The organism is Colwellia sp. RE-S-Sl-9, assembly GCF_048296855.1.
Lineage (GTDB): Bacteria > Pseudomonadota > Gammaproteobacteria > Enterobacterales > Alteromonadaceae > Pseudocolwellia.
In genome coordinates this window covers 2,241,268-2,258,855 of sequence record NZ_CP182631.1, presented here as the reverse complement: position 1 = coordinate 2,258,855, position 17,588 = coordinate 2,241,268, and the positions used below count along the sequence as shown (strand labels likewise).

Here is a 17,588-nt window from a genome sequence, read left to right as displayed (position 1 = left end):
ATTCCTCTATTTCTTTTTATTCAAATTCTTCAGGGTTCTGCGATATCGCTTTTAAAGGTGTAGAAATTGTTATTACATTACTATGCTGAGTAGCAGCGGGTGTACTTGAGCTTATATCAGTAAGATTTTTAACCAATGTAATACTACTATTTTTAATGGTTAACTGACTAAAGAGTGCTTTATTATGATATTCAATATTGAGTAAGAGAGCCAAAATCATACGTATAACACCACCGTGGCACACGAGTAATATGCTTTTCCCTGCGTGTGATGTTAATAGTTCACACCATGAGTGTTCAACTCTTTGATAAAAGCTTGATAACAATTCAGCTTTAGGCAGAGGAAACGCGTCTGGTTCACGCCAAAAATCTTCCAACTGTAGCCAAGTTTTTTTACTGTTTTCTGAGTCTCTAATATCATCAAATGAAATGCCATCTAATTGACCAAAGTTCATTTCTTGAAAACACGTGTTAACGTTTATTGGTAACTTGTTATTTTTAGCAAATTGTTGAGCAACGTTTTGACAACGCTGAAGGGGAGACGTTACTACATGGCTAATTTTGTTGATTAAATTTTGTTGTAATTGATTTAATTCAGTTAATATTTTCGTATTTACCTCATCAGTTACACCTATATCTGTTTGACCATATAAGGCAGCAGGCCCGCTCACTTTTCCATGGCGTAATAAATAGATTGTGGTGGTTTGCATAGTGCCTTTTTGCATAAAGGTTATGCCTGAGCAAAGAGGGGAAAACTAGCAAGTATTACTAGGTAGATAAGTAATTCACTTAATTGTTGGCAAGCACCTAAGCAATCGCCAGTATAACCCCCTATTCGTTTTATTAACCATTGTTTAAAACCCGCTCTAAAAATAAAAAGCGTGAGTATTAACAATAAGACTGTAGTTATTGAAAAAAACACCAAAGGGGCAAGGCCAACAATAAAAAGTAATCTTAATTCAAAGGGGCTTTGCTTATTCGCTAAAGGTTTGCTTTTACTGGTATCGGTATCAGCTACATAAGGTAAGTCATATATTAAACTAGCCGCAACCGCTCTTGATAAGGCATACCCCAAAAATAATGAAGGAATTAAATACGCTAGTTGAGCAAGTTCTATTAATACCAATAGCTTTAGCGCTAAAGCCATAAATAAAGTTGCTGCGCCATAGGTGCCTATGCGGCTGTCTTTCATTATGGTTAAACGTTTTTCTACTGTCATACCACCGCCAATACCATCGGCCATGTCTGCTAAACCATCTTCATGAAAAGCACCAGTGAGCAGTAAGCTAAAAACAACCAGTAACGCGATGCTAATAGTATGAGGAAATAAGGGAGAAATAAGGCTAAAAAGTAAGCTTAAAATACCTGCTAATAAAAGCCCTATTAAAGAAAAATAACGGCCAGACTTATTTAAAAGCGCGGGGCTGTAATACATGCTTTGTGGTACAGGTATACGAGTAAAAAAGCTCAGCGCTAAGTAACATAAGTTAAGCTGACGCTTTAAATACCGTCTATATTTATTGTTGCTTGTATACCCGTTACCAATCAAGATGCGTATTTCAGAGCACTTGAGCGATATCAATTCAAGGCAATGCTTTGCCATAATGGTGTACCCTTATCAAAAGTATTAACGACGAAGTGATTTTGCTCAAGCGCTTCTTCGATGGGTCTAAAAACAATTTATACTGCGTTATTAACTTTAGTCAGGTTCCTACACGGATGTAGGACATTAGGGTAACGCAGGAGCAGTTACCGAGAATAACCATGACGTAAATTTAATGCCTTGCATACATGGATGTATGTACTTAGATTTCGTCTGGAACATGAAATCTGTGTCTAAATTGTTTTTAGTTCCACTGAAACCTGCATCTTGAATGGTAACGGGTATATAACTCTTTTGTATGCTCAAACGGTTACACCTGCATCTTCAAAACTTGCCATATTATTGTAAAAAGCAGCTGCTGCCGTTAATAACGGTAATGCGACTGCTGCCCCCGTTCCTTCACCTAGACGTAAACCTAAATTTAGTAAAGGTTTGGCTTTTAAATGGCGCAATAATAGTTGATGACCAAATTCATGAGATTCATGAGCGAAAATTAAATAATCTCTTACATTAGAATTTATTTTACAGGCAACTAGTGCTGCTGTACTTAGGATAAAACCGTCAATTAGTATACAAATTCCGGCTTGTGCTGCCGCTAAAATTGCGCCTGTTATTTCAACTATTTCAAATCCACCCACTTCTTTTAGAACCGTTAAAGGTTCGTCTGAATCAAAACGTGCGAGGGCTTTTTCAATAAGCGTTTTCTTTTTAAAAAGTTGCTCTGCGGTTATGCCTGTGCCTACACCTACGCAAAGATCAACATCTGAATGGGTTAAACGAGCTGTAATTGCCGTAGCTGAACTGGTATTGCCAATTCCCATTTCGCCTAATATAAGTAGGTTAGAGCCATTTTTAATGATGGGCGCTACCACTTGTTCACCATAGCTAAGACCAAGTTCAACTTGTTCCATCGTCATTGCTGATTCATGTACAAAGTTCTTTGTACCAGCCCCTAATCTCATGTTAATTAATCGAGATGAACTATCGGTAATGGGGTCTATAATGCCAGCATCAACGACTTTAAAATCAATATTGTTTACCTTACAAAAACAGTTAATTGCGGCGCCGCCAGCGATAAAATTTTGTACCATTTGGCGAGTTACACAACTTGGTGCAATTGAAACACTTTCTTCACTAATACCGTGATCTCCAGCAAAAACTAAGGCAGTAGGTTTGTTAATTGAAATATGTGAAATAAGCTTATTGCTTTTATTACTTTGAATAAGCGCAAGCTGTAAAGCCGTGCTTTCTAATAAGCCTAAAGAGCCAACAGGTTTGGTTTTTTGATTGATTTTATCTTGAATTTTACTTTCAAATTCAAGATTTAACGCTTTTATTTCCATAAAAAATCTCGCTTACATTTTTCGTAATAGGGCTAAGAAAAACAAACTGCCCATCGCTGAAGTAATAACACCTATTGGTATTTCTTGTCCGCCTAATGCCGTACGCGCAACAACATCTACCCACACTAAAAAACAGCCACCAACTAAGCCTACGGCTATAAATAATTTAGCGCTGGTAATGCCCACAAAAGGCCTAACAATATGTGGGATCATCAAACCAATAAAGCTAATGCCGCCACAATAAGACACAATAACGGCTGTTATTGCAGCACATAAAATAAGGGTAATAACACGCAAGCGTTCAACTTTTACTCCTAAGGTGCGAGCGCTGTCGTCACTGAGTAATAGCGCATCAAGCTGGCGTCCTAATAAAAGTGCAATAAGCGTAGCAATAATAATTACGGGGGATATCAACAGTAGAGCGTTGGTGTCTGCTCTGGCTAAACTGCCCATGAGCCAAAAAATAACGCGGTTACTTGAAAAAGCATCACCGCTGTAAAGAATAAAGGTGGTTAAAGAACTTAATAAGAAGGAAACCGCTACGCCTGCTAACAGTAAGTGCTCAATGCGACGCCAATTATTTTGATATATCACAATTAAAATAAGTCCAACCGCTAATAAAGACCCTAAAAAAGAGGCAAAAGGTAACGAAACAAGCTGCATTGATACCGGTAAAAACTGAGTTAAAGTTGCCCCTAAGCCTGCTCCAGAAACAATACCAAATAAATACGGGTCGGCAAGTGGGTTACGTGTCACGTTTTGCATTAAAGCGCCTGCTAAAGCTAAACCAAAGCCCGCGATAAAACCAAGCAATACCCTCGGAAAGCGTATTTCCCATAAAATGGTATCGTAAATACCTTTTTCACACCCTTGAGTTACACATTGCCATACTGCTTTATGGTTTAATTCAACAACACCAAACCCAATAGAAGACAATAACGTGATAACAACGAGGCTAACAATTAACAAGAGCGAATATTTGTACGGTAGCTTTTTTGTTAATAAGTGATTTTTCATGATTGTAGCCACTTTGATTCGTCATTTACTTGGTTGTTTATACCAGCAAAGGTAATTCTTGTTTTTTGAGTGAAAGGGTTTTTATCAATAGCGCATTCTAGTTTAAATACATCAGTTAAGTTTTCGGCGGTAAATACACTTTCAGGTGTGTCATCTGCTACAAGTTGACCGTTGTTTAACATGAGCACTCTATCGCAATATTGGGCGGCTAAATTAAGATCATGAATAGTGATCAATAAGGTTATGTTGAGGGACTTGGCTAACATTAATATTTGATGCTGATAGTACATATCAAGATGATTCGTAGGTTCATCCATAATCAAAATATCAGGCGCTTGTACAATAGCTCTAGCAATTAATACTCGCTGCTGCTCACCGCCTGATAAAGTACTAAATAATTGATGCTGTTTTTTTATCAGATCAACCTTGATTAACGCTTGTTCAATATTGTGTTTGTCGGCATCTGTATTTATGTCAAACAATCCTTTATGAGGGATAAGCCCCATACCTACAATATCTAAAACAGTTAAGTTGAATGCAGACTCTGAATGTTGGCTAACCACAGCGACTTTTTTGGCTATATCTTTATTATTAAGGTTTTTAAGGGGCTTGCCATGCAAATAAATATTACCAGAATAATCTGAATATTCGCCGTATAAACATTTAAGAAGAGAGGTTTTTCCTGCGCCATTGGGGCCAACGATAGCAACGGTTTCACTTGCTTTTATTTGTAGGTGAATACCTTGAATAACCTTTTTTGGGTTTGCAGACCAAGTAACATTATTTGCTTGTAGAACAAAGGGTGACATATGTGCCTTAACCATAATAGCGAATAAAACATAGCGAATACAATTTTAGGAAATACAAGGACACATCATAAGAAGTCACTCATAATTATATGAGAGATATTCTTAGTTTTTCGCGTTACCCGCACGTTCACTAAAGGCGATTAAGGCAGGTGTTCTGACTTAAGTGTTTAGTGATGTTATTTTAACCGTCACTAAACTCTCTTTACAGTTGCGGGAACAGTTATGGAATTAAGTGGTTGTTAATAAAACTAACCATGTCTTGCACCATATTCCCCTTTAAGTTTTTCCTCTAATAAATAAGAGTAAAAAACACCTTAAAAGCGCCGACATCTTACCACAGTTATTTTTTAATTAAATAACAGTATTTGTTTTATCAATATTTACCAATGCTATGCAACAACCTGCTGTACTTGAAGTTGAAAAACTACGAAAAGTTGCAATGGAAAAGTCAGCAACGGGGAAATTTGGTATTGATGCAAGCTACTGGTTCGAACAAGCAACAGATAGAATAAAGCAGTTAAACAAGTTGAAAACAAACTAAATATATCAGTAATGAAACTAACTGATATATTAAAAATTCAGCGAATAGCTCGTTAATGTTAAGCGCTGATGTTATTTTTATTATAAGTTTTTTAGTTATAGTTATAAGCTACGTCGTGATTAAAGATTTAGATAATCGCATAAAAGATTTAATGGCCGTCTTTAGTCAAGTTAGAAAAGAAAACGATTTAACCGTTAGAACTAAATACATTGATAAAAGTGAGCTAAGCTAAAATTTCATACCTAAAATCAATAAATGATCAACGCTACAGCGTACTTGAACACAGCTTTGAATATTAAGTGGATATTATTTTTTCACTTTTGAAACCGAAGTTGAGCAATGAAATAATGTAAGCCATTCTAAGGTCTAGATATACTTCGTAGTACAATTATCCACATGCCTGCTAAATATATGGGCTTCTATTAATACCGATCTTAAGGCAACATGATGTTCATTAAAAAAATTATAACTATTTGTAAGTTTTTAACTATTCCTTTGTTACTGGGTTTTCCTCTTGCCGTTATTGCTTATCGTTTGCAATTATGGGGCATGGGAACGTCTTTTAAAATCATTCAATTTACAGGGTATGCTAGTATTGTTGTGCTGGTAATAGCGATAGTAATTGGTTTATTTGCGTTTTTTACAAAGCAACAACGTGTGCTTAAAAGTAGTGCTATAGTCGCTATTTTATTAGCTATACCGGCTGTTGGTTTATCAATGCAAGCGGCTAAAGCTAAGTCTTTACCTTTTTTACATCAGGTAAGTACTGACACGGTTAATTTACCTCAATTTAAAGCCATTTTAGCCTTGCGTGGCGAAGGAACTAATCCACTAGAATACGACAGCGAAAAATTAGCTCCGTTACAACAAAAAGTTTATCCAGAACTACAACCCATTGTAAGCATCTTGAACACAGAGCAAGCGTTTAATAAAGCTATTGATACGGCGATAAAATTAGGCTGGGAAATTGTTGCTAAAGATATTAAGCAAGGAATGATTGAAGCAGTTGATACCAGTTTACTCTGGGGTTTTAAAGACGATGTAGCTATTCGTATTCAAGCAACGGATACAGGAAGTAAGATAGATCTACGATCCATTTCTCGTATTGGTGGAACAGATCTTGGAGCTAATGCCAAACGTATAAAAAGCTTTATATCATCATTTTAATTATGCTTTTAACTAGGTTTGTTGATCTTTCAGGGGGCTGAAAAAACAATCTTGATAGATCAACAGATCCTAGGGTATTTTATCTTTTTACAATCAAATAAATAAGCAAAACCACTCACTTCTACTTTCGTAATTATACTATCACGTTTAAAGATTGAAGCTTTCAGTAAAGAAGGCGACTCCATTATTCTACCTTGCTCAAACGTGTAGTGTTGGCCATCTATAACCTTATACTTATCTAAATAACAGGCGAGAGCACCACAAGCGCTACCCGTAGCAGACTCTTCAGGAATACCAAATAAAGGTGCAAAGTTTCGACAGCTGGCTGTTAAACTATTTGAATTACTTTCTGAGATATTTTTTTGGGCTGGAGATAACTCAAACAGGTGAATGCCAATCGCATTATATTTTTCACTAAAACGCGATATTTTATCTAAATCAGGCACTATTGAATCTAAAGTTCCAAAGGGTACAGGTATTATTACATCAGCTAAGCCCGTTGAAATAATTTCACAAGGTAGATTAGTCGTAGCAAATAACGTTTCAGAAATATTTAATAACTCAGCTACTTCTTTGCTTTCAACTACACCTAAATATTGCGGGAGTGTTTGTTCCATATTCACTAAGGTATCAGTGGCCACTTTTACCTTTAACTTTCCCGCTTTAGTTTGTTGAGTATACTCTTGCGCTTCAATGATCTGTTTTTCGAACAATAATGAAAATGTTGCTAAAGTCGCGTGTCCACAAAAATCAACTTCATGATTCGGAGTAAAAAATCGAACATTAAAGTCGCATTCAACATCCGCTGATACAAAAGCGGTTTCAGAGTATCCCACTTGTGTGGCAATATACTGCATTTGCTGCGGTGTTAGATTATCTGCATTTAATACAACACCTGCTGGGTTACCGCCTGAGCCATTGTAAGTAAAAGAATTAAGGTAATAAACTGTTATATCCATATAAGTATTCATGAGATTTTTTAGTCAAATAATTTATTTTAATAGACACCAAATTTAAAATTTTTACAAGGGAAAGTAATGAAGAAAACAAGATTCGTTCTATTTTCATTTTTGTTAAGTATTACAGCTAATGCTGCGTTGGCGAATGAAGAAAACTCTGCTGTTGAAAACTGCCACATTGATGGTATTCGCTCGCAAGTAAAATGTGGCACTTTAAATGTCCCCGAGAACTACAATAAGCCTGAAGGCAAAAATATTTCCATTAATTATGCTGTGTTACCAGCGATTGATAGCTCAAAAAATAATGCGCCACTTATGTTTCTTGCCGGGGGGCCAGGTCAAGCAGCTGTTGAATTAGCAGCACATATACGTCGAAGCTTTGTAGAAATTAGAAAAACACGCGACATTATTTTAATTGATCAACGAGGTACTGGTTTATCTCAACCCATGTTGTGTGATGAAGCTACCAAAGGGAATTTATATAGCATGATTCCTGAAGAGTTTTCTGAACAAGAAACGCTAGATTGTATTACAAAATTAAAAGAAACTAACGAGCTAAGCCAATACAACTCAGAAAATGCAATCCGTGATTTTGATGCAGTAAGAGAAGCATTAGGTTACAAGCAAATGAATCTTTATGGTGGCTCTTATGGAACAAGAGCGGCGCTTACTTATATGCGTTTATTTCCCGAAAATATTAAAAGTGTTGTGTTAGATAGCGTAGGGCCGATTGAAGTACCTATCGGTTTATTTGGTTTGAGCTCAGAGCGATCATTTAACTTATTGCTTGAACATTGCGCTAATGAAGAAACCTGTAATAAAGCCTACCCTAATTTAAAAGAAGAGTTTGAAACTGTTATTAAGCGTTTATCTAACGAAGTGGTTGCTTTATCTATAAGTCATCCTCGATTAGGCACTAAAACGCCTTTTAAATTAAGTAAAGGAAAATTCATCAATACGCTATTTAAGCAACTTTACAGTACAGAAACTCGCACTATAGTGCCTTTAATTATTCATCAAGCCTTTCTGGAAAACTACCAGCCATTAGTAGGAATTATTTCTGCAGGAGAAGGTGCTATAAACATGTACGTGGGACTAACGTTTAATATTGTATGTAATGAAGATATGCCAAGAATTACCCATGATATGCGCGTTAAAGACAGCAACAATAGTTTTGATGGTGGTAGTAGCCACGCTATTTTTAAAACAGCTTGTGATGTATGGCCAAAATATCAGGTTGATGAAGCTTTTTACAAGCCCGTAGTGGCTAATATTCCTACCTTAATATTGTCGGGTGATTTAGATCCCGTTACACCGCCAAGCAATGGCGAAAAGTCAGCGAGTACTTTACCTAATAGCCATCATATTATTTCAAAAAACAGTGCGCATATTGTGGCTTCTTCCGCTTGTGGTGTAGCAATGATTAATGAATTTTTACAACATTTAGATCCTAAAAAAGTGGATCAAACGTGTTTGTTAGATATACCTGCTGAGTCATTTATGACAAGCCTAAACGGCAGCATATAAGGAAATAATTATGATTGAAGTTAATGATTTACATAAATCTTTTTTAGGCGCTAAAAAGAAACAAGTCATCGCCTTAAACGGTTTGTCTTTTACCGCAAAAGATGGCGAAATTACTGGAATTTTAGGACCTAACGGAGCAGGAAAAACCACCTGTTTACGTACATTATATGGTTTATTAAAAGCGGATTCTGGCTCCGCTACTATTGATGGGATACAGGTTACCAAGTCACCTATTGAAGCTCGTGCTAAGTTAGGTATTTTTCCTGATAAATTTGGATTATATGAACGACTAACCGCTTACGAGCAAATAGATTATTTTGCAAGTATTCATGGTTTGCAAGGCGCAGTTAAACATCAAGCGATTGAAGACATTATTAAAGATCTTGAAATGGAAGAACTCGCACACCGTAAAACTCAGGGTTTTTCTCAAGGTCAGCGAATGAAAGTTACCCTAGCGCAAGCTTTAGTTCACCAACCACAAAACTTTGTTTTAGATGAGCCAACTCGTGGTTTAGATGTAATGAGTACTCGTGTTTTACGTAATCACTTAGCTAAGTTTAGAGACAAAGGTCACTGCATATTATTTTCGTCTCATGTTATGCAAGAAGTCGCTGCTTTATGTGATCGCGTCATTATTGTAGCTAACGGCAAACTAGCCGCACAAGGAACACCTACTGAGCTATGTGACTTAGCGGGCGAAGCATTATTAGAAGATGCCTTTGTTAAATTAATAGGATCTGACGAAGGGGTTGCCGCATGATTCAGTTTAAAGCGTTATTAATAAAAGAATTTAAAGAAGCCTTTCGCGATAAGCGTGCGCTTATGGTTGCCATGACCATGGCTATGCTCGCACCTGTTATGATTTTAGTATTGTCAAAAACCATGATCAAAGAAATGGTGGCAACGCCGCCTGTTTATTTAAATGTAACAGGCGAAAGTTTCGCACCTAAGTTAATTAAACAACTTAAGCAAAATAATATTTACCCATTAACCGACGCACCAGAAGATATCAAAAACCTTTGGACAGAGCGTAATATTGAACTCATTATTCCAGAAAATTTTGCTGAATATATGGAAGAAGGGCGGGTTATTACCATCAATTTACGTGCTGATTTTAGTGAAAAAGCATTGAATGCGCCTATCAGACGAATTAAAAATCAAATTAATCAATATGCACAAAGTATAGGTGCCAAGCGGTTAATTGTTAGAGGGATAGACCCACGTATTTTACGACCTATAAAAATTAACGATCAAGATACTGCACAGCCAAGCAGTAATGCTATGTTTATTTCTTTAATGTTGGGCTTGTATGTATTAATGGCTGCTTTTATGTCGGGCCTTTCCGTCGCTATTGACTCAAGTGCTGGCGAGAGAGAACGTAATGTACTTGAAATGCTACTTTGCCAACCGGTAAGCACCTTTAAAATAGTTGCCGCTAAGCTTTGTTGTGCCAGTACTATCTCTATAATTGGTGTTACGTTAACGTTAGTGCTCACGTCTTTTTCAGTCAGCTTTGTCGATTTAACTAAAATTGGCGCAACATTTAACCTCGACTTTATCATGGTGTTATTTTTAATTTTATTGTTATTACCGATTAGTTTCTTTGCTTCAGCTTTACAGCTATTTGTTTCCTTTCAGGCAAAGAGTTTTAAAGAAGCACAATCAACCGTCAGTATGATTATCATGTTACCCGCGATGATCCCTGTTGCTCTTATGTTTATTGATGATAAACCTCAATGGTTAGATTGGTTACCTGTTTCTGGGCAATCTTTATTAATGGACGATTTATTTAAAGGTATTCCGATTAACTGGGCAGCCTTTGCAGGTACAGCCTTAGTGACTATTGGATTAACCGCTGCACTAGTGATCATACTTTCGCTACGATTAAAATCTGAAAAAGTAGTTTTAGCGTTAAGTTAACGTCTTTTTTCCTGTATTGTGCTCAATCAAATAAGTCGTTATTTTTATAATATGTATTTGTTTTATGTATAAGTGAAATTAAATTCGTTGATTTAATTTTTATTCCGTATTATATTTTGTTTTATTGTGGTTTGTTGTTTTTTAGACGTTACTAGGATCTATAGGATATATTAGATTACTAAATCGACTAACATTTGTTTGTTTTAGCATGTACAAAATAGCTAGTTTCAGGCAAAATACTGCCCATAAATTTTATTGATTTTTTATTGAATTATACCCCACAGCCTACGTAGAGTTATTGGCTGACTACTTGAGGATTTTACATGCTTAAACGTGATATGAATATCGCAGATTTCGATGCTGAATTGTATGAAGCAATCACTAAAGAAACTGTTCGCCAAGAAGAGCACATCGAGCTTATCGCTTCAGAAAACTACTGTAGCCCTCGTGTACTTGAAGCTCAAGGTTCACAATTAACGAATAAATATGCTGAAGGTTACCCAGGTAAGCGTTATTACGGTGGTTGTGAATACGTAGATGTAGCTGAGCAATTAGCTATTGATCGCGCTAAAGAACTTTTTGGTGCAACATATGCTAACGTTCAACCACATGCTGGTTCACAAGCAAACGCTGCAGTATTCCAAGCATTAGTTACTCCAGGCGGTAAAGTATTAGGTATGAGCTTAGCTCATGGTGGTCATTTAACGCATGGTTCACACGTAAACTTTTCTGGTAAGTCGTATGAAGCTTTTCAATACGGTTTAGATCCAGAAACCGGTGATATTGATTACGTAGAATTAGAGCGTTTAGCGGTAGAACATAAACCAGAAATGATCATTGGTGGTTTCTCAGCATTTTCAGGTATTGTTGACTGGGCTCGCATGCGTAAAATTGCAGATAAAGTTGGCGCATATTTCTTCGTAGATATGGCTCACGTTGCAGGTTTAGTTGCTGCTGGTTTATACCCTAACCCAGTTCCACATGCTCATGTAGTTTCAACAACTACACATAAAACATTAGCTGGCCCACGTGGCGGTTTAATTGTTTCTGCGTGTGATGATGAAGACATCTATAAAAAATTAAACAGTGCTGTATTCCCAGGTGGCCAAGGTGGTCCTTTAATGCACGTTATTGCCGCAAAAGCAGTAGCATTTAAAGAAGCTTTACAGCCAGAATTTAAAACGTATCAGCAAGCTGTTTTAGATAACGCTAAAACTATGGTGTCAGTACTTCAAGATCGTGGTTATAAAGTTGTATCAAATAGCACTGAAAACCATTTATTGTTACTTGACCTTATTGATAAAGACATTACCGGTAAAGATGCCGATGCTGCATTAGGTAAAGCACATATCACCGTAAACAAAAACTCAGTACCAAATGATCCACGTTCACCGTTTGTAACTTCAGGTTTACGTTTAGGTACACCAGCAATTACACGTCGTGGTTTTGGTGTTGAAGAGACTAAAGAATTAACAAGCTGGATTTGTGATATTCTTGACGATATTACTAATGAAGCAACTATTACAGCGGTTCAAGGTAAAGTTAAAGAGCTTTGTTCTCGTTTCCCTGTTTACGGTTAATTTTTTAAACAGTAGTTTGAATTATTAATATCGAATAGAATGGCCGCATTAGCGGCCATTTTTATTTTATTAAATAAAATGGTTTAACATCAGTTATAGGATCACACCATGCATTGTCCTTTTTGCTCTGAAACAGAGACTAAAGTTATTGATTCAAGATTAGTCGCTGATGGACATCAAGTTAGAAGAAGACGTGAATGTTTAGCTTGTAGCGAACGATACACAACGTTTGAAATAGCTGAACTTGTTATGCCAAAAATCATTAAGCGAGATGGTTCAAGAGAACCGTTTAATGAAGACAAAATGCGTAATGGTTTAGTACGAGCATTAGAAAAAAGACCGGTAAGTGTTGAAAATGTTGAGCTTGCTATCAATAGAGTTAAATCGACATTACGCGCAACAGGCGAACGCGAAATTTCTAGCGAAATGCTAGGTAATACCATTATGGAACAGCTAAAATATTTAGATAAAGTGGCTTATGTTCGCTTTGCTTCGGTTTATCGTTCGTTTGAAGATATTAAAGAATTTGGTGAAGAAATTGCCCGTTTAGGTGATGAAAAAAGTAGCTAACCTGAGTTTATATTAAAGTTTATGACATCATTTTCAAAGCAAGATTATCAGTATATGCAGCGAGCATTATCGCTAGCTAAGCGTGCTCACTATACGACCTCGCCTAACCCCAGAGTGGGTTGTGTATTGGTAAAAAACAATGAAATTGTGGGCGAAGGTTATCATGTTAAAGCAGGCCTTGGGCATGCGGAAGTTAACGCACTTAAACAAGCGGGCAGTTTAGCTAAAGGTGCTACAGCTTATGTAACGCTTGAGCCTTGTAGCCATTATGGTCGAACGCCACCTTGCGCTGAAGGTTTAATTAAAGCAGGTGTTAAATATGTAATAGCTGCCATGGTAGATCCTAATCCTCAAGTGTCGGGGAATGGTCTTAAAATGCTTGAAAGCGCGGGTATTACTACGCAACATGGCTTATTAGAGCAAGAAGCAAAAGCGTTAAATGTTGGTTTTATTCAGCTAATGACCACTAAGCTGCCTTATGTTCGTTGTAAATTAGCGGCGAGTATTGATGGCAAAACAGCTATGGCAAGTGGTGAAAGTAAATGGATAACATCGCCTGAAGCGAGACAAAACGTACAGCGCTTACGTGCACAAAGTTGTGCGGTTATTTCCGGTGCTGATTCTGTATTATTTGATAATGCAAAAATGAATGTTCGCTGGAATGAGCTCGGCGAGCTTAAAAATACCTATAGTGAAAATACTTTACGACAACCCATTCGCGTTATTATCGACTCTCAAAATAGATTGTCGCCAGAATTAGATCTTTTTAAAACAGAATCTCCTGTAATTATATTTACTCATAACATTGAAAATAGCCATAAGTGGCCATATTTTGTAGAACATATAAGCGTTCCTTATGCGCAAGGTTTAACGTCAAACAAGTTAGATCTTAAAGCTGTTTTATCTATTTTAGGTGAACGTGGCTTTAATGATGTACTTATTGAATCTGGCGCTAAATTAACAGGGGCTTTTGTTGAGCAGAATTTAGTAGATGAACTTATTCTTTTTCAAGCGCCTAAATTGATGGGAGCAGACGGTAAAAGTTTACTTAACATGCCTAACATTGAAACATTATCGCAAGCGAAAAAACTAACGTTTTCAGATGTACGCATGGTTGGAAAAGATATACGTATAACAGCAAAAATAGCTAAAAATTAACTTAAATAATCAATTTAACGATACATAATTAACAAGAGTTATTCATGTTTACAGGAATTATAGAAGCCGTAGGCCAAATAGGTACTATTCAAATCAATGCTCAAGGTGCGCGTATTACGGTGTTAACCGGTCAGCTTGATATGCACGATGTAAAATTAGGTGACTCAATCGCCACTAATGGCATTTGTTTAACGGTTGTTGATTTTAGCACAAACAGCTTTAGTGCTGATGTTTCTAACGAAACCTTAGCGCGTACTGGCTTTGCTCATTATAAAAGTGGTCAAAAGGTTAACTTAGAAAAAGCTATGTTACCCACTACGCGTTTTGGTGGGCATATGGTTTCAGGGCATGTTGATGCTTTGTCTGAAATAGTAGCAGTTGAACATGATGGTAATAGCATTCATTATTGGGTATCAATGCCTAATGATTTAGCCGGATATGTTGCCGAGAAAGGTTCTGTAACTATTGACGGCACAAGCTTAACGGTAAATAGTTTATCGGATAATAAATTTAGATTAACTATCGTGCCGCATACTACTGAACAAACAATTATTAGCAGTTATCAAGTGGGCGCTAAAGTGAATTTAGAGGTTGATTTGATAGCACGGTATATCGAAAGATTGCTAACACACAAAACAGCTGAAAATAACCAACAATCAGGTGTTACGCATGAACTATTAGCACGCAATGGTTTTATCAAATAAAGAGGTAAATATGAAATTAAATACCCCACAAGAGATTATCGATGATATAGCTCAGGGTAAAATGGTTATTTTAATGGATGATGAAGACCGTGAAAATGAAGGCGACTTCATTATGGCTGCTGAAAAGGTAACACCTGAAGCAATCAACTTCATGGCCACTCATGGTCGTGGTTTGATCTGTATGCCTATGTCTGTAGAAAAGTGTAAACAGTTAAAGCTACCGTTAATGGTAGACAACAACAACGCACAATTTAGCACAAACTTTACTGTATCAATTGAAGCGGCTGAAGGTGTAACAACGGGTATCTCAGCAGCAGACAGAGCAAAAACAGTTTTAGCGGCAGTAGGACCGAATGCTAGCCATTTAAGTATTGTTCAACCAGGGCATATCTTTCCGTTAATGGCGAAAGATGGCGGCGTTTTAAATCGAGCTGGTCATACTGAAGCTGCTGTTGATTTAGCTCGATTAGCTGGCTTAGAACCTGCAGCAGTTATTGTGGAAGTATTAAATGAAGACGGCACTATGGCGCGTCGCCCAGACTTAGAAGTTATTGCTGAAAAGCACGGTATAAAAATGGGCACCATTGCAGACTTAATTGAATACCGTAATGCTAACGAAACTACAATAGAACGTGTAACTTCATGTAAATTACCTACAGCTTTTGGTGAGTTTGACTTAACTGTATTTAAAGATACGATTGACGGACAGGCACATTTTGCTTTAACAAAAGGTGAAATTAAAGCTGATGAGCCAACTTTAGTACGTGTACATCTTGAGAATACTTTTAGAGATTTATTATTTAGCGAGCGCGAAAGTGTTTCACAATGGCCAATGGCTGATGCGTTAAAAAGAATCGCTGATGAAGGTGGTGTTTTAGTATTGCTAGGTAAGCATGAATCAACAGAAACATTGATCGCGCAAGTTGAAAAATACGCAAAACAAGACGCTGGCGAACAGGTTAAAGAAGTTAAACGTCATGTGGGTTCACGTAATGTTGGGGTAGGTTCACAAATTTTATCTAATTTAGGCGTAAGTAAAATGCGTTTATTAAGCTCGCAAAGTAAATATCACTCTTTATCAGGCTTTGGTTTAGAAGTGGTTGAATATATTGCTGAGTAAGCTTAATAAGTATTAAGTGATGTAACTTAAAAACGCTACTGAGGTAGCGTTTTTTATTTGTCTCTGTGTAAATTAGAGCCTTCAACCATTCAACCATTCAACCATTCAACTATTTAGAAATGATCACGGTTATTCCTTACGGCACTTATAAACATTACCAGATAATGTTACGTTGGTTTGTTGGCTTCCGCCGCCAAATCCATCATCATAATGGCCTGTTTGACCAGCTCTTTGCGTTAAAATATAAATAGTGTCACCGCCAAGCATCATGGCTTTATTTTTTAGATCGTTACGTGCCCCTGTTTCTAAATCAGCATTAGAGGTAAAGGAGCCCGTAAAAAAATCGCCTTGGCTACCTGTAATATCTCCTAAAAATGCGCATTCTTGCCCAGGTTCATTATGGGTTAATCTTACGCTATTAGCTTCAGGGATTATGGCTGTTGAAGAACATGCCGCTAATGTTGTTACAAATATCATGGTGAATACAGCTTTCATTATTAGTTCCTATAAGTATTTTGATTCGATTATTTTATGATGTTCGTTAATTATTAATACTTACAAAGTGTTGTAATAATGTAAGTACAACTTACAAATCGCGATCAGTTTTTTACAATTTATGAAAATGGAGCTGTTTAACGTTTGAAAACATGACAGTAAATTCGTTGTGCATTGAAAATCTTCAGGTTAAGGTAACTATCTCTGACAACAGCCTCGAAAAAGGAATTATTTATGATCGATTTTAAAAATTCATCTGTATTTAAACTAAAGCGAATTGATAATGAAGATGCGAGAGAAGACTTTCATGCCTTTTTAATTAACGACGAAACGATTTTTGCCACGTTCAAAAGTATTAGAGATCAAGTGGTATTCACCAATAAACGTGTAATTTCAGCCAACGTGCAAGGTATTACAGGATCTAAAGTTGATTATACCTCTCTTCCTTACAGCAAAATTAATGCATTCTCTATTGAGACTTCAGGCACGTTAGATTTAGATTGCGAAATACAATTATATATCAGTGAATTAGGCCAAGTTAATTTCGAAATTAAAGGTAGTTTCGATATTGTTGGTTTTAATCGTTTAATTAGCCAATACGTTCTTGAATAACCTTTATACTCTATTCCTACCATAAAAAAAGCTTCAATATTGAAGCTTTTTTTATGAATTTTTATTTATTCACTTCTCATTTCTTATTTAATCCCGTTTTCCTTATTTCTATTAAGGTAAATATTATTGGTAATGTTTTTTTTCTATAGGTAATTGTTATTGGTATTACAATAAATCATAAATTGGTTGACACTTATTTTATTGTTGGTTAGTATTGCTTAGCTGGTAATATCTTTTGTAAAACTGAAGAACACTTAATATTAGAATTTTTAAAGTGTTTAGTGAGGCTAATAAATATACAGATGTGTTTTTTATTTAGCTTTTATGGTCAGTTAGGTTAGAGCGAGATTAGTATTTGTACTCAAACTTATTAAATCTGGATTTATAGCGGAATTTTACATGCACTCTTATCAATGGTGCTTCCCTATAAAGCTGATTCACAAAGCATTAGTGCAATGGGTTAT

General features: G+C 36.4%; 18 protein-coding genes and 1 riboswitch. Of the genes, 11 read left to right on the top strand and 7 right to left on the bottom strand.

Annotated elements, in window-relative coordinates:
* Positions 1 to 16: 16 nt before the first annotated feature.
* The 5 genes from ACM9HF_RS09665 to ACM9HF_RS09645 form a co-directional block, all read right to left on the bottom strand.
* Positions 17 to 724: a histidine phosphatase family protein gene (locus ACM9HF_RS09665; protein WP_473618041.1), complete on the bottom strand. Its 708-nt coding sequence runs from the start codon at positions 722 to 724 to the stop codon at positions 17 to 19.
* A gap of 5 nt (positions 725 to 729) precedes the next feature.
* Positions 730 to 1,602: an adenosylcobinamide-GDP ribazoletransferase gene (locus ACM9HF_RS09660; RefSeq protein WP_473618037.1), complete on the bottom strand. Its 873-nt coding sequence runs from the start codon at positions 1,600 to 1,602 to the stop codon at positions 730 to 732.
* 302 nt (positions 1,603 to 1,904) lie between these two features.
* The gene (gene cobT / locus ACM9HF_RS09655) at positions 1,905 to 2,945 is read right to left on the bottom strand and encodes a nicotinate-nucleotide--dimethylbenzimidazole phosphoribosyltransferase (protein WP_473618035.1); all 1,041 of its coding nucleotides are present in this window, start codon (positions 2,943 to 2,945) and stop codon (positions 1,905 to 1,907) included.
* Positions 2,946 to 2,957: 12 nt separating this feature from the next.
* On the bottom strand, positions 2,958 to 3,962 hold the full coding sequence (locus ACM9HF_RS09650; RefSeq protein ID WP_473618031.1) for a FecCD family ABC transporter permease: 1,005 nt from the start codon (positions 3,960 to 3,962) through the stop codon (positions 2,958 to 2,960).
* Positions 3,959 to 4,771 carry an ABC transporter ATP-binding protein gene (locus ACM9HF_RS09645; protein ID WP_473618028.1) on the bottom strand — a complete coding sequence of 271 codons (813 nt, stop codon included), beginning with the start codon at positions 4,769 to 4,771 and terminating at the stop codon, positions 3,959 to 3,961. Before ACM9HF_RS09645 ends, ACM9HF_RS09650 begins: the two co-directional genes overlap by 4 nt.
* A 127-nt stretch (positions 4,772 to 4,898) precedes the next feature.
* Positions 4,899 to 5,103, bottom strand: a riboswitch (cobalamin riboswitch).
* 23 nt (positions 5,104 to 5,126) lie between these two features.
* Between ACM9HF_RS09645 and ACM9HF_RS09640 the strand changes: the two genes are divergently transcribed.
* Entirely contained in the window at positions 5,127 to 5,312 is a 186-nt protein-coding gene (locus tag ACM9HF_RS09640; RefSeq protein WP_473618281.1) for a nitrate- and nitrite sensing domain-containing protein, read from the top strand.
* 444 nt (positions 5,313 to 5,756) lie between these two features.
* Positions 5,757 to 6,479, top strand: coding sequence for a DUF1499 domain-containing protein (locus ACM9HF_RS09635; RefSeq protein WP_473618025.1), 723 nt, complete (start codon positions 5,757 to 5,759; stop codon positions 6,477 to 6,479).
* Positions 6,480 to 6,538: 59 nt separating this feature from the next.
* On the opposite strand, the gene ACM9HF_RS09630 is transcribed toward ACM9HF_RS09635, so the two are convergent.
* Positions 6,539 to 7,450, bottom strand: a complete 912-nt coding sequence (locus ACM9HF_RS09630) for a PhzF family phenazine biosynthesis protein (RefSeq protein WP_473618022.1) — start codon at positions 7,448 to 7,450, stop codon at positions 6,539 to 6,541.
* Between the two features lie 66 nt (positions 7,451 to 7,516).
* Between ACM9HF_RS09630 and ACM9HF_RS09625 the strand changes: the two genes are divergently transcribed.
* From ACM9HF_RS09625 to ribBA, 8 genes are all read left to right on the top strand, one after another.
* Positions 7,517 to 8,965, top strand: coding sequence for an alpha/beta fold hydrolase (locus ACM9HF_RS09625; RefSeq protein ID WP_473618019.1), 1,449 nt, complete (start codon positions 7,517 to 7,519; stop codon positions 8,963 to 8,965).
* 10 nt (positions 8,966 to 8,975) lie between these two features.
* On the top strand, positions 8,976 to 9,725 hold the full coding sequence (locus ACM9HF_RS09620; RefSeq protein ID WP_473618015.1) for an ABC transporter ATP-binding protein: 750 nt from the start codon (positions 8,976 to 8,978) through the stop codon (positions 9,723 to 9,725).
* Positions 9,722 to 10,885, top strand: coding sequence for an ABC transporter permease (locus tag ACM9HF_RS09615; RefSeq protein ID WP_473618012.1), 1,164 nt, complete (start codon positions 9,722 to 9,724; stop codon positions 10,883 to 10,885). Before ACM9HF_RS09620 ends, ACM9HF_RS09615 begins: the two co-directional genes overlap by 4 nt.
* A 323-nt stretch (positions 10,886 to 11,208) precedes the next feature.
* Positions 11,209 to 12,465 (top strand): serine hydroxymethyltransferase, encoded by a 1,257-nt coding sequence (gene glyA, locus ACM9HF_RS09610; RefSeq protein WP_473618008.1) that lies wholly within the window; start codon positions 11,209 to 11,211, stop codon positions 12,463 to 12,465.
* A 108-nt stretch (positions 12,466 to 12,573) separates the two neighbouring features.
* Positions 12,574 to 13,035 (top strand): transcriptional regulator NrdR, encoded by a 462-nt coding sequence (gene nrdR / locus ACM9HF_RS09605; RefSeq protein ID WP_473618004.1) that lies wholly within the window; start codon positions 12,574 to 12,576, stop codon positions 13,033 to 13,035.
* Positions 13,036 to 13,056: 21 nt separating this feature from the next.
* Positions 13,057 to 14,193, top strand: coding sequence for a bifunctional diaminohydroxyphosphoribosylaminopyrimidine deaminase/5-amino-6-(5-phosphoribosylamino)uracil reductase RibD (gene ribD / locus ACM9HF_RS09600; protein WP_473617998.1), 1,137 nt, complete (start codon positions 13,057 to 13,059; stop codon positions 14,191 to 14,193).
* Positions 14,194 to 14,237: 44 nt separating this feature from the next.
* Positions 14,238 to 14,897: a riboflavin synthase gene (locus tag ACM9HF_RS09595; RefSeq protein ID WP_473617993.1), complete on the top strand. Its 660-nt coding sequence runs from the start codon at positions 14,238 to 14,240 to the stop codon at positions 14,895 to 14,897.
* A gap of 10 nt (positions 14,898 to 14,907) precedes the next feature.
* On the top strand, positions 14,908 to 16,017 hold the full coding sequence (gene ribBA, locus ACM9HF_RS09590) for a bifunctional 3,4-dihydroxy-2-butanone-4-phosphate synthase/GTP cyclohydrolase II (protein ID WP_473617989.1): 1,110 nt from the start codon (positions 14,908 to 14,910) through the stop codon (positions 16,015 to 16,017).
* A 129-nt stretch (positions 16,018 to 16,146) separates the two neighbouring features.
* On the opposite strand, the gene ACM9HF_RS09585 is transcribed toward ribBA, so the two are convergent.
* Positions 16,147 to 16,512, bottom strand: a complete 366-nt coding sequence (locus ACM9HF_RS09585) for a DUF4156 domain-containing protein (protein WP_473617985.1) — start codon at positions 16,510 to 16,512, stop codon at positions 16,147 to 16,149.
* A gap of 234 nt (positions 16,513 to 16,746) precedes the next feature.
* On the opposite strand from ACM9HF_RS09585, the gene ACM9HF_RS09580 reads away from it, so the two are divergent.
* Positions 16,747 to 17,124: a PH domain-containing protein gene (locus ACM9HF_RS09580; RefSeq protein WP_473617981.1), complete on the top strand. Its 378-nt coding sequence runs from the start codon at positions 16,747 to 16,749 to the stop codon at positions 17,122 to 17,124.
* Positions 17,125 to 17,588: the final 464 nt, after the last annotated feature.

What these genes read in the sequence shown, in the direction of transcription:
- ACM9HF_RS09665 (WP_473618041.1), bottom strand. Translation starts at nt 724, where the DNA reads ATGCAAAAAGGCACTATGCAAACCACCACAATCTATTTATTACGCCAT.
- ACM9HF_RS09660 (WP_473618037.1), bottom strand. Translation starts at nt 1,602, where the DNA reads ATGGCAAAGCATTGCCTTGAATTGATATCGCTCAAGTGCTCTGAAATA.
- cobT (WP_473618035.1), bottom strand. Translation starts at nt 2,945, where the DNA reads ATGGAAATAAAAGCGTTAAATCTTGAATTTGAAAGTAAAATTCAAGAT.
- ACM9HF_RS09650 (WP_473618031.1), bottom strand. Translation starts at nt 3,962, where the DNA reads ATGAAAAATCACTTATTAACAAAAAAGCTACCGTACAAATATTCGCTC.
- ACM9HF_RS09645 (WP_473618028.1), bottom strand. Translation starts at nt 4,771, where the DNA reads ATGTCACCCTTTGTTCTACAAGCAAATAATGTTACTTGGTCTGCAAAC.
- ACM9HF_RS09635 (WP_473618025.1), top strand. Translation starts at nt 5,757, where the DNA reads ATGATGTTCATTAAAAAAATTATAACTATTTGTAAGTTTTTAACTATT.
- ACM9HF_RS09630 (WP_473618022.1), bottom strand. Translation starts at nt 7,450, where the DNA reads ATGAATACTTATATGGATATAACAGTTTATTACCTTAATTCTTTTACT.
- ACM9HF_RS09625 (WP_473618019.1), top strand. Translation starts at nt 7,517, where the DNA reads ATGAAGAAAACAAGATTCGTTCTATTTTCATTTTTGTTAAGTATTACA.
- ACM9HF_RS09620 (WP_473618015.1), top strand. Translation starts at nt 8,976, where the DNA reads ATGATTGAAGTTAATGATTTACATAAATCTTTTTTAGGCGCTAAAAAG.
- ACM9HF_RS09615 (WP_473618012.1), top strand. Translation starts at nt 9,722, where the DNA reads ATGATTCAGTTTAAAGCGTTATTAATAAAAGAATTTAAAGAAGCCTTT.
- glyA (WP_473618008.1), top strand. Translation starts at nt 11,209, where the DNA reads ATGCTTAAACGTGATATGAATATCGCAGATTTCGATGCTGAATTGTAT.
- nrdR (WP_473618004.1), top strand. Translation starts at nt 12,574, where the DNA reads ATGCATTGTCCTTTTTGCTCTGAAACAGAGACTAAAGTTATTGATTCA.
- ribD (WP_473617998.1), top strand. Translation starts at nt 13,057, where the DNA reads ATGACATCATTTTCAAAGCAAGATTATCAGTATATGCAGCGAGCATTA.
- ACM9HF_RS09595 (WP_473617993.1), top strand. Translation starts at nt 14,238, where the DNA reads ATGTTTACAGGAATTATAGAAGCCGTAGGCCAAATAGGTACTATTCAA.
- ribBA (WP_473617989.1), top strand. Translation starts at nt 14,908, where the DNA reads ATGAAATTAAATACCCCACAAGAGATTATCGATGATATAGCTCAGGGT.
- ACM9HF_RS09585 (WP_473617985.1), bottom strand. Translation starts at nt 16,512, where the DNA reads ATGAAAGCTGTATTCACCATGATATTTGTAACAACATTAGCGGCATGT.
- ACM9HF_RS09580 (WP_473617981.1), top strand. Translation starts at nt 16,747, where the DNA reads ATGATCGATTTTAAAAATTCATCTGTATTTAAACTAAAGCGAATTGAT.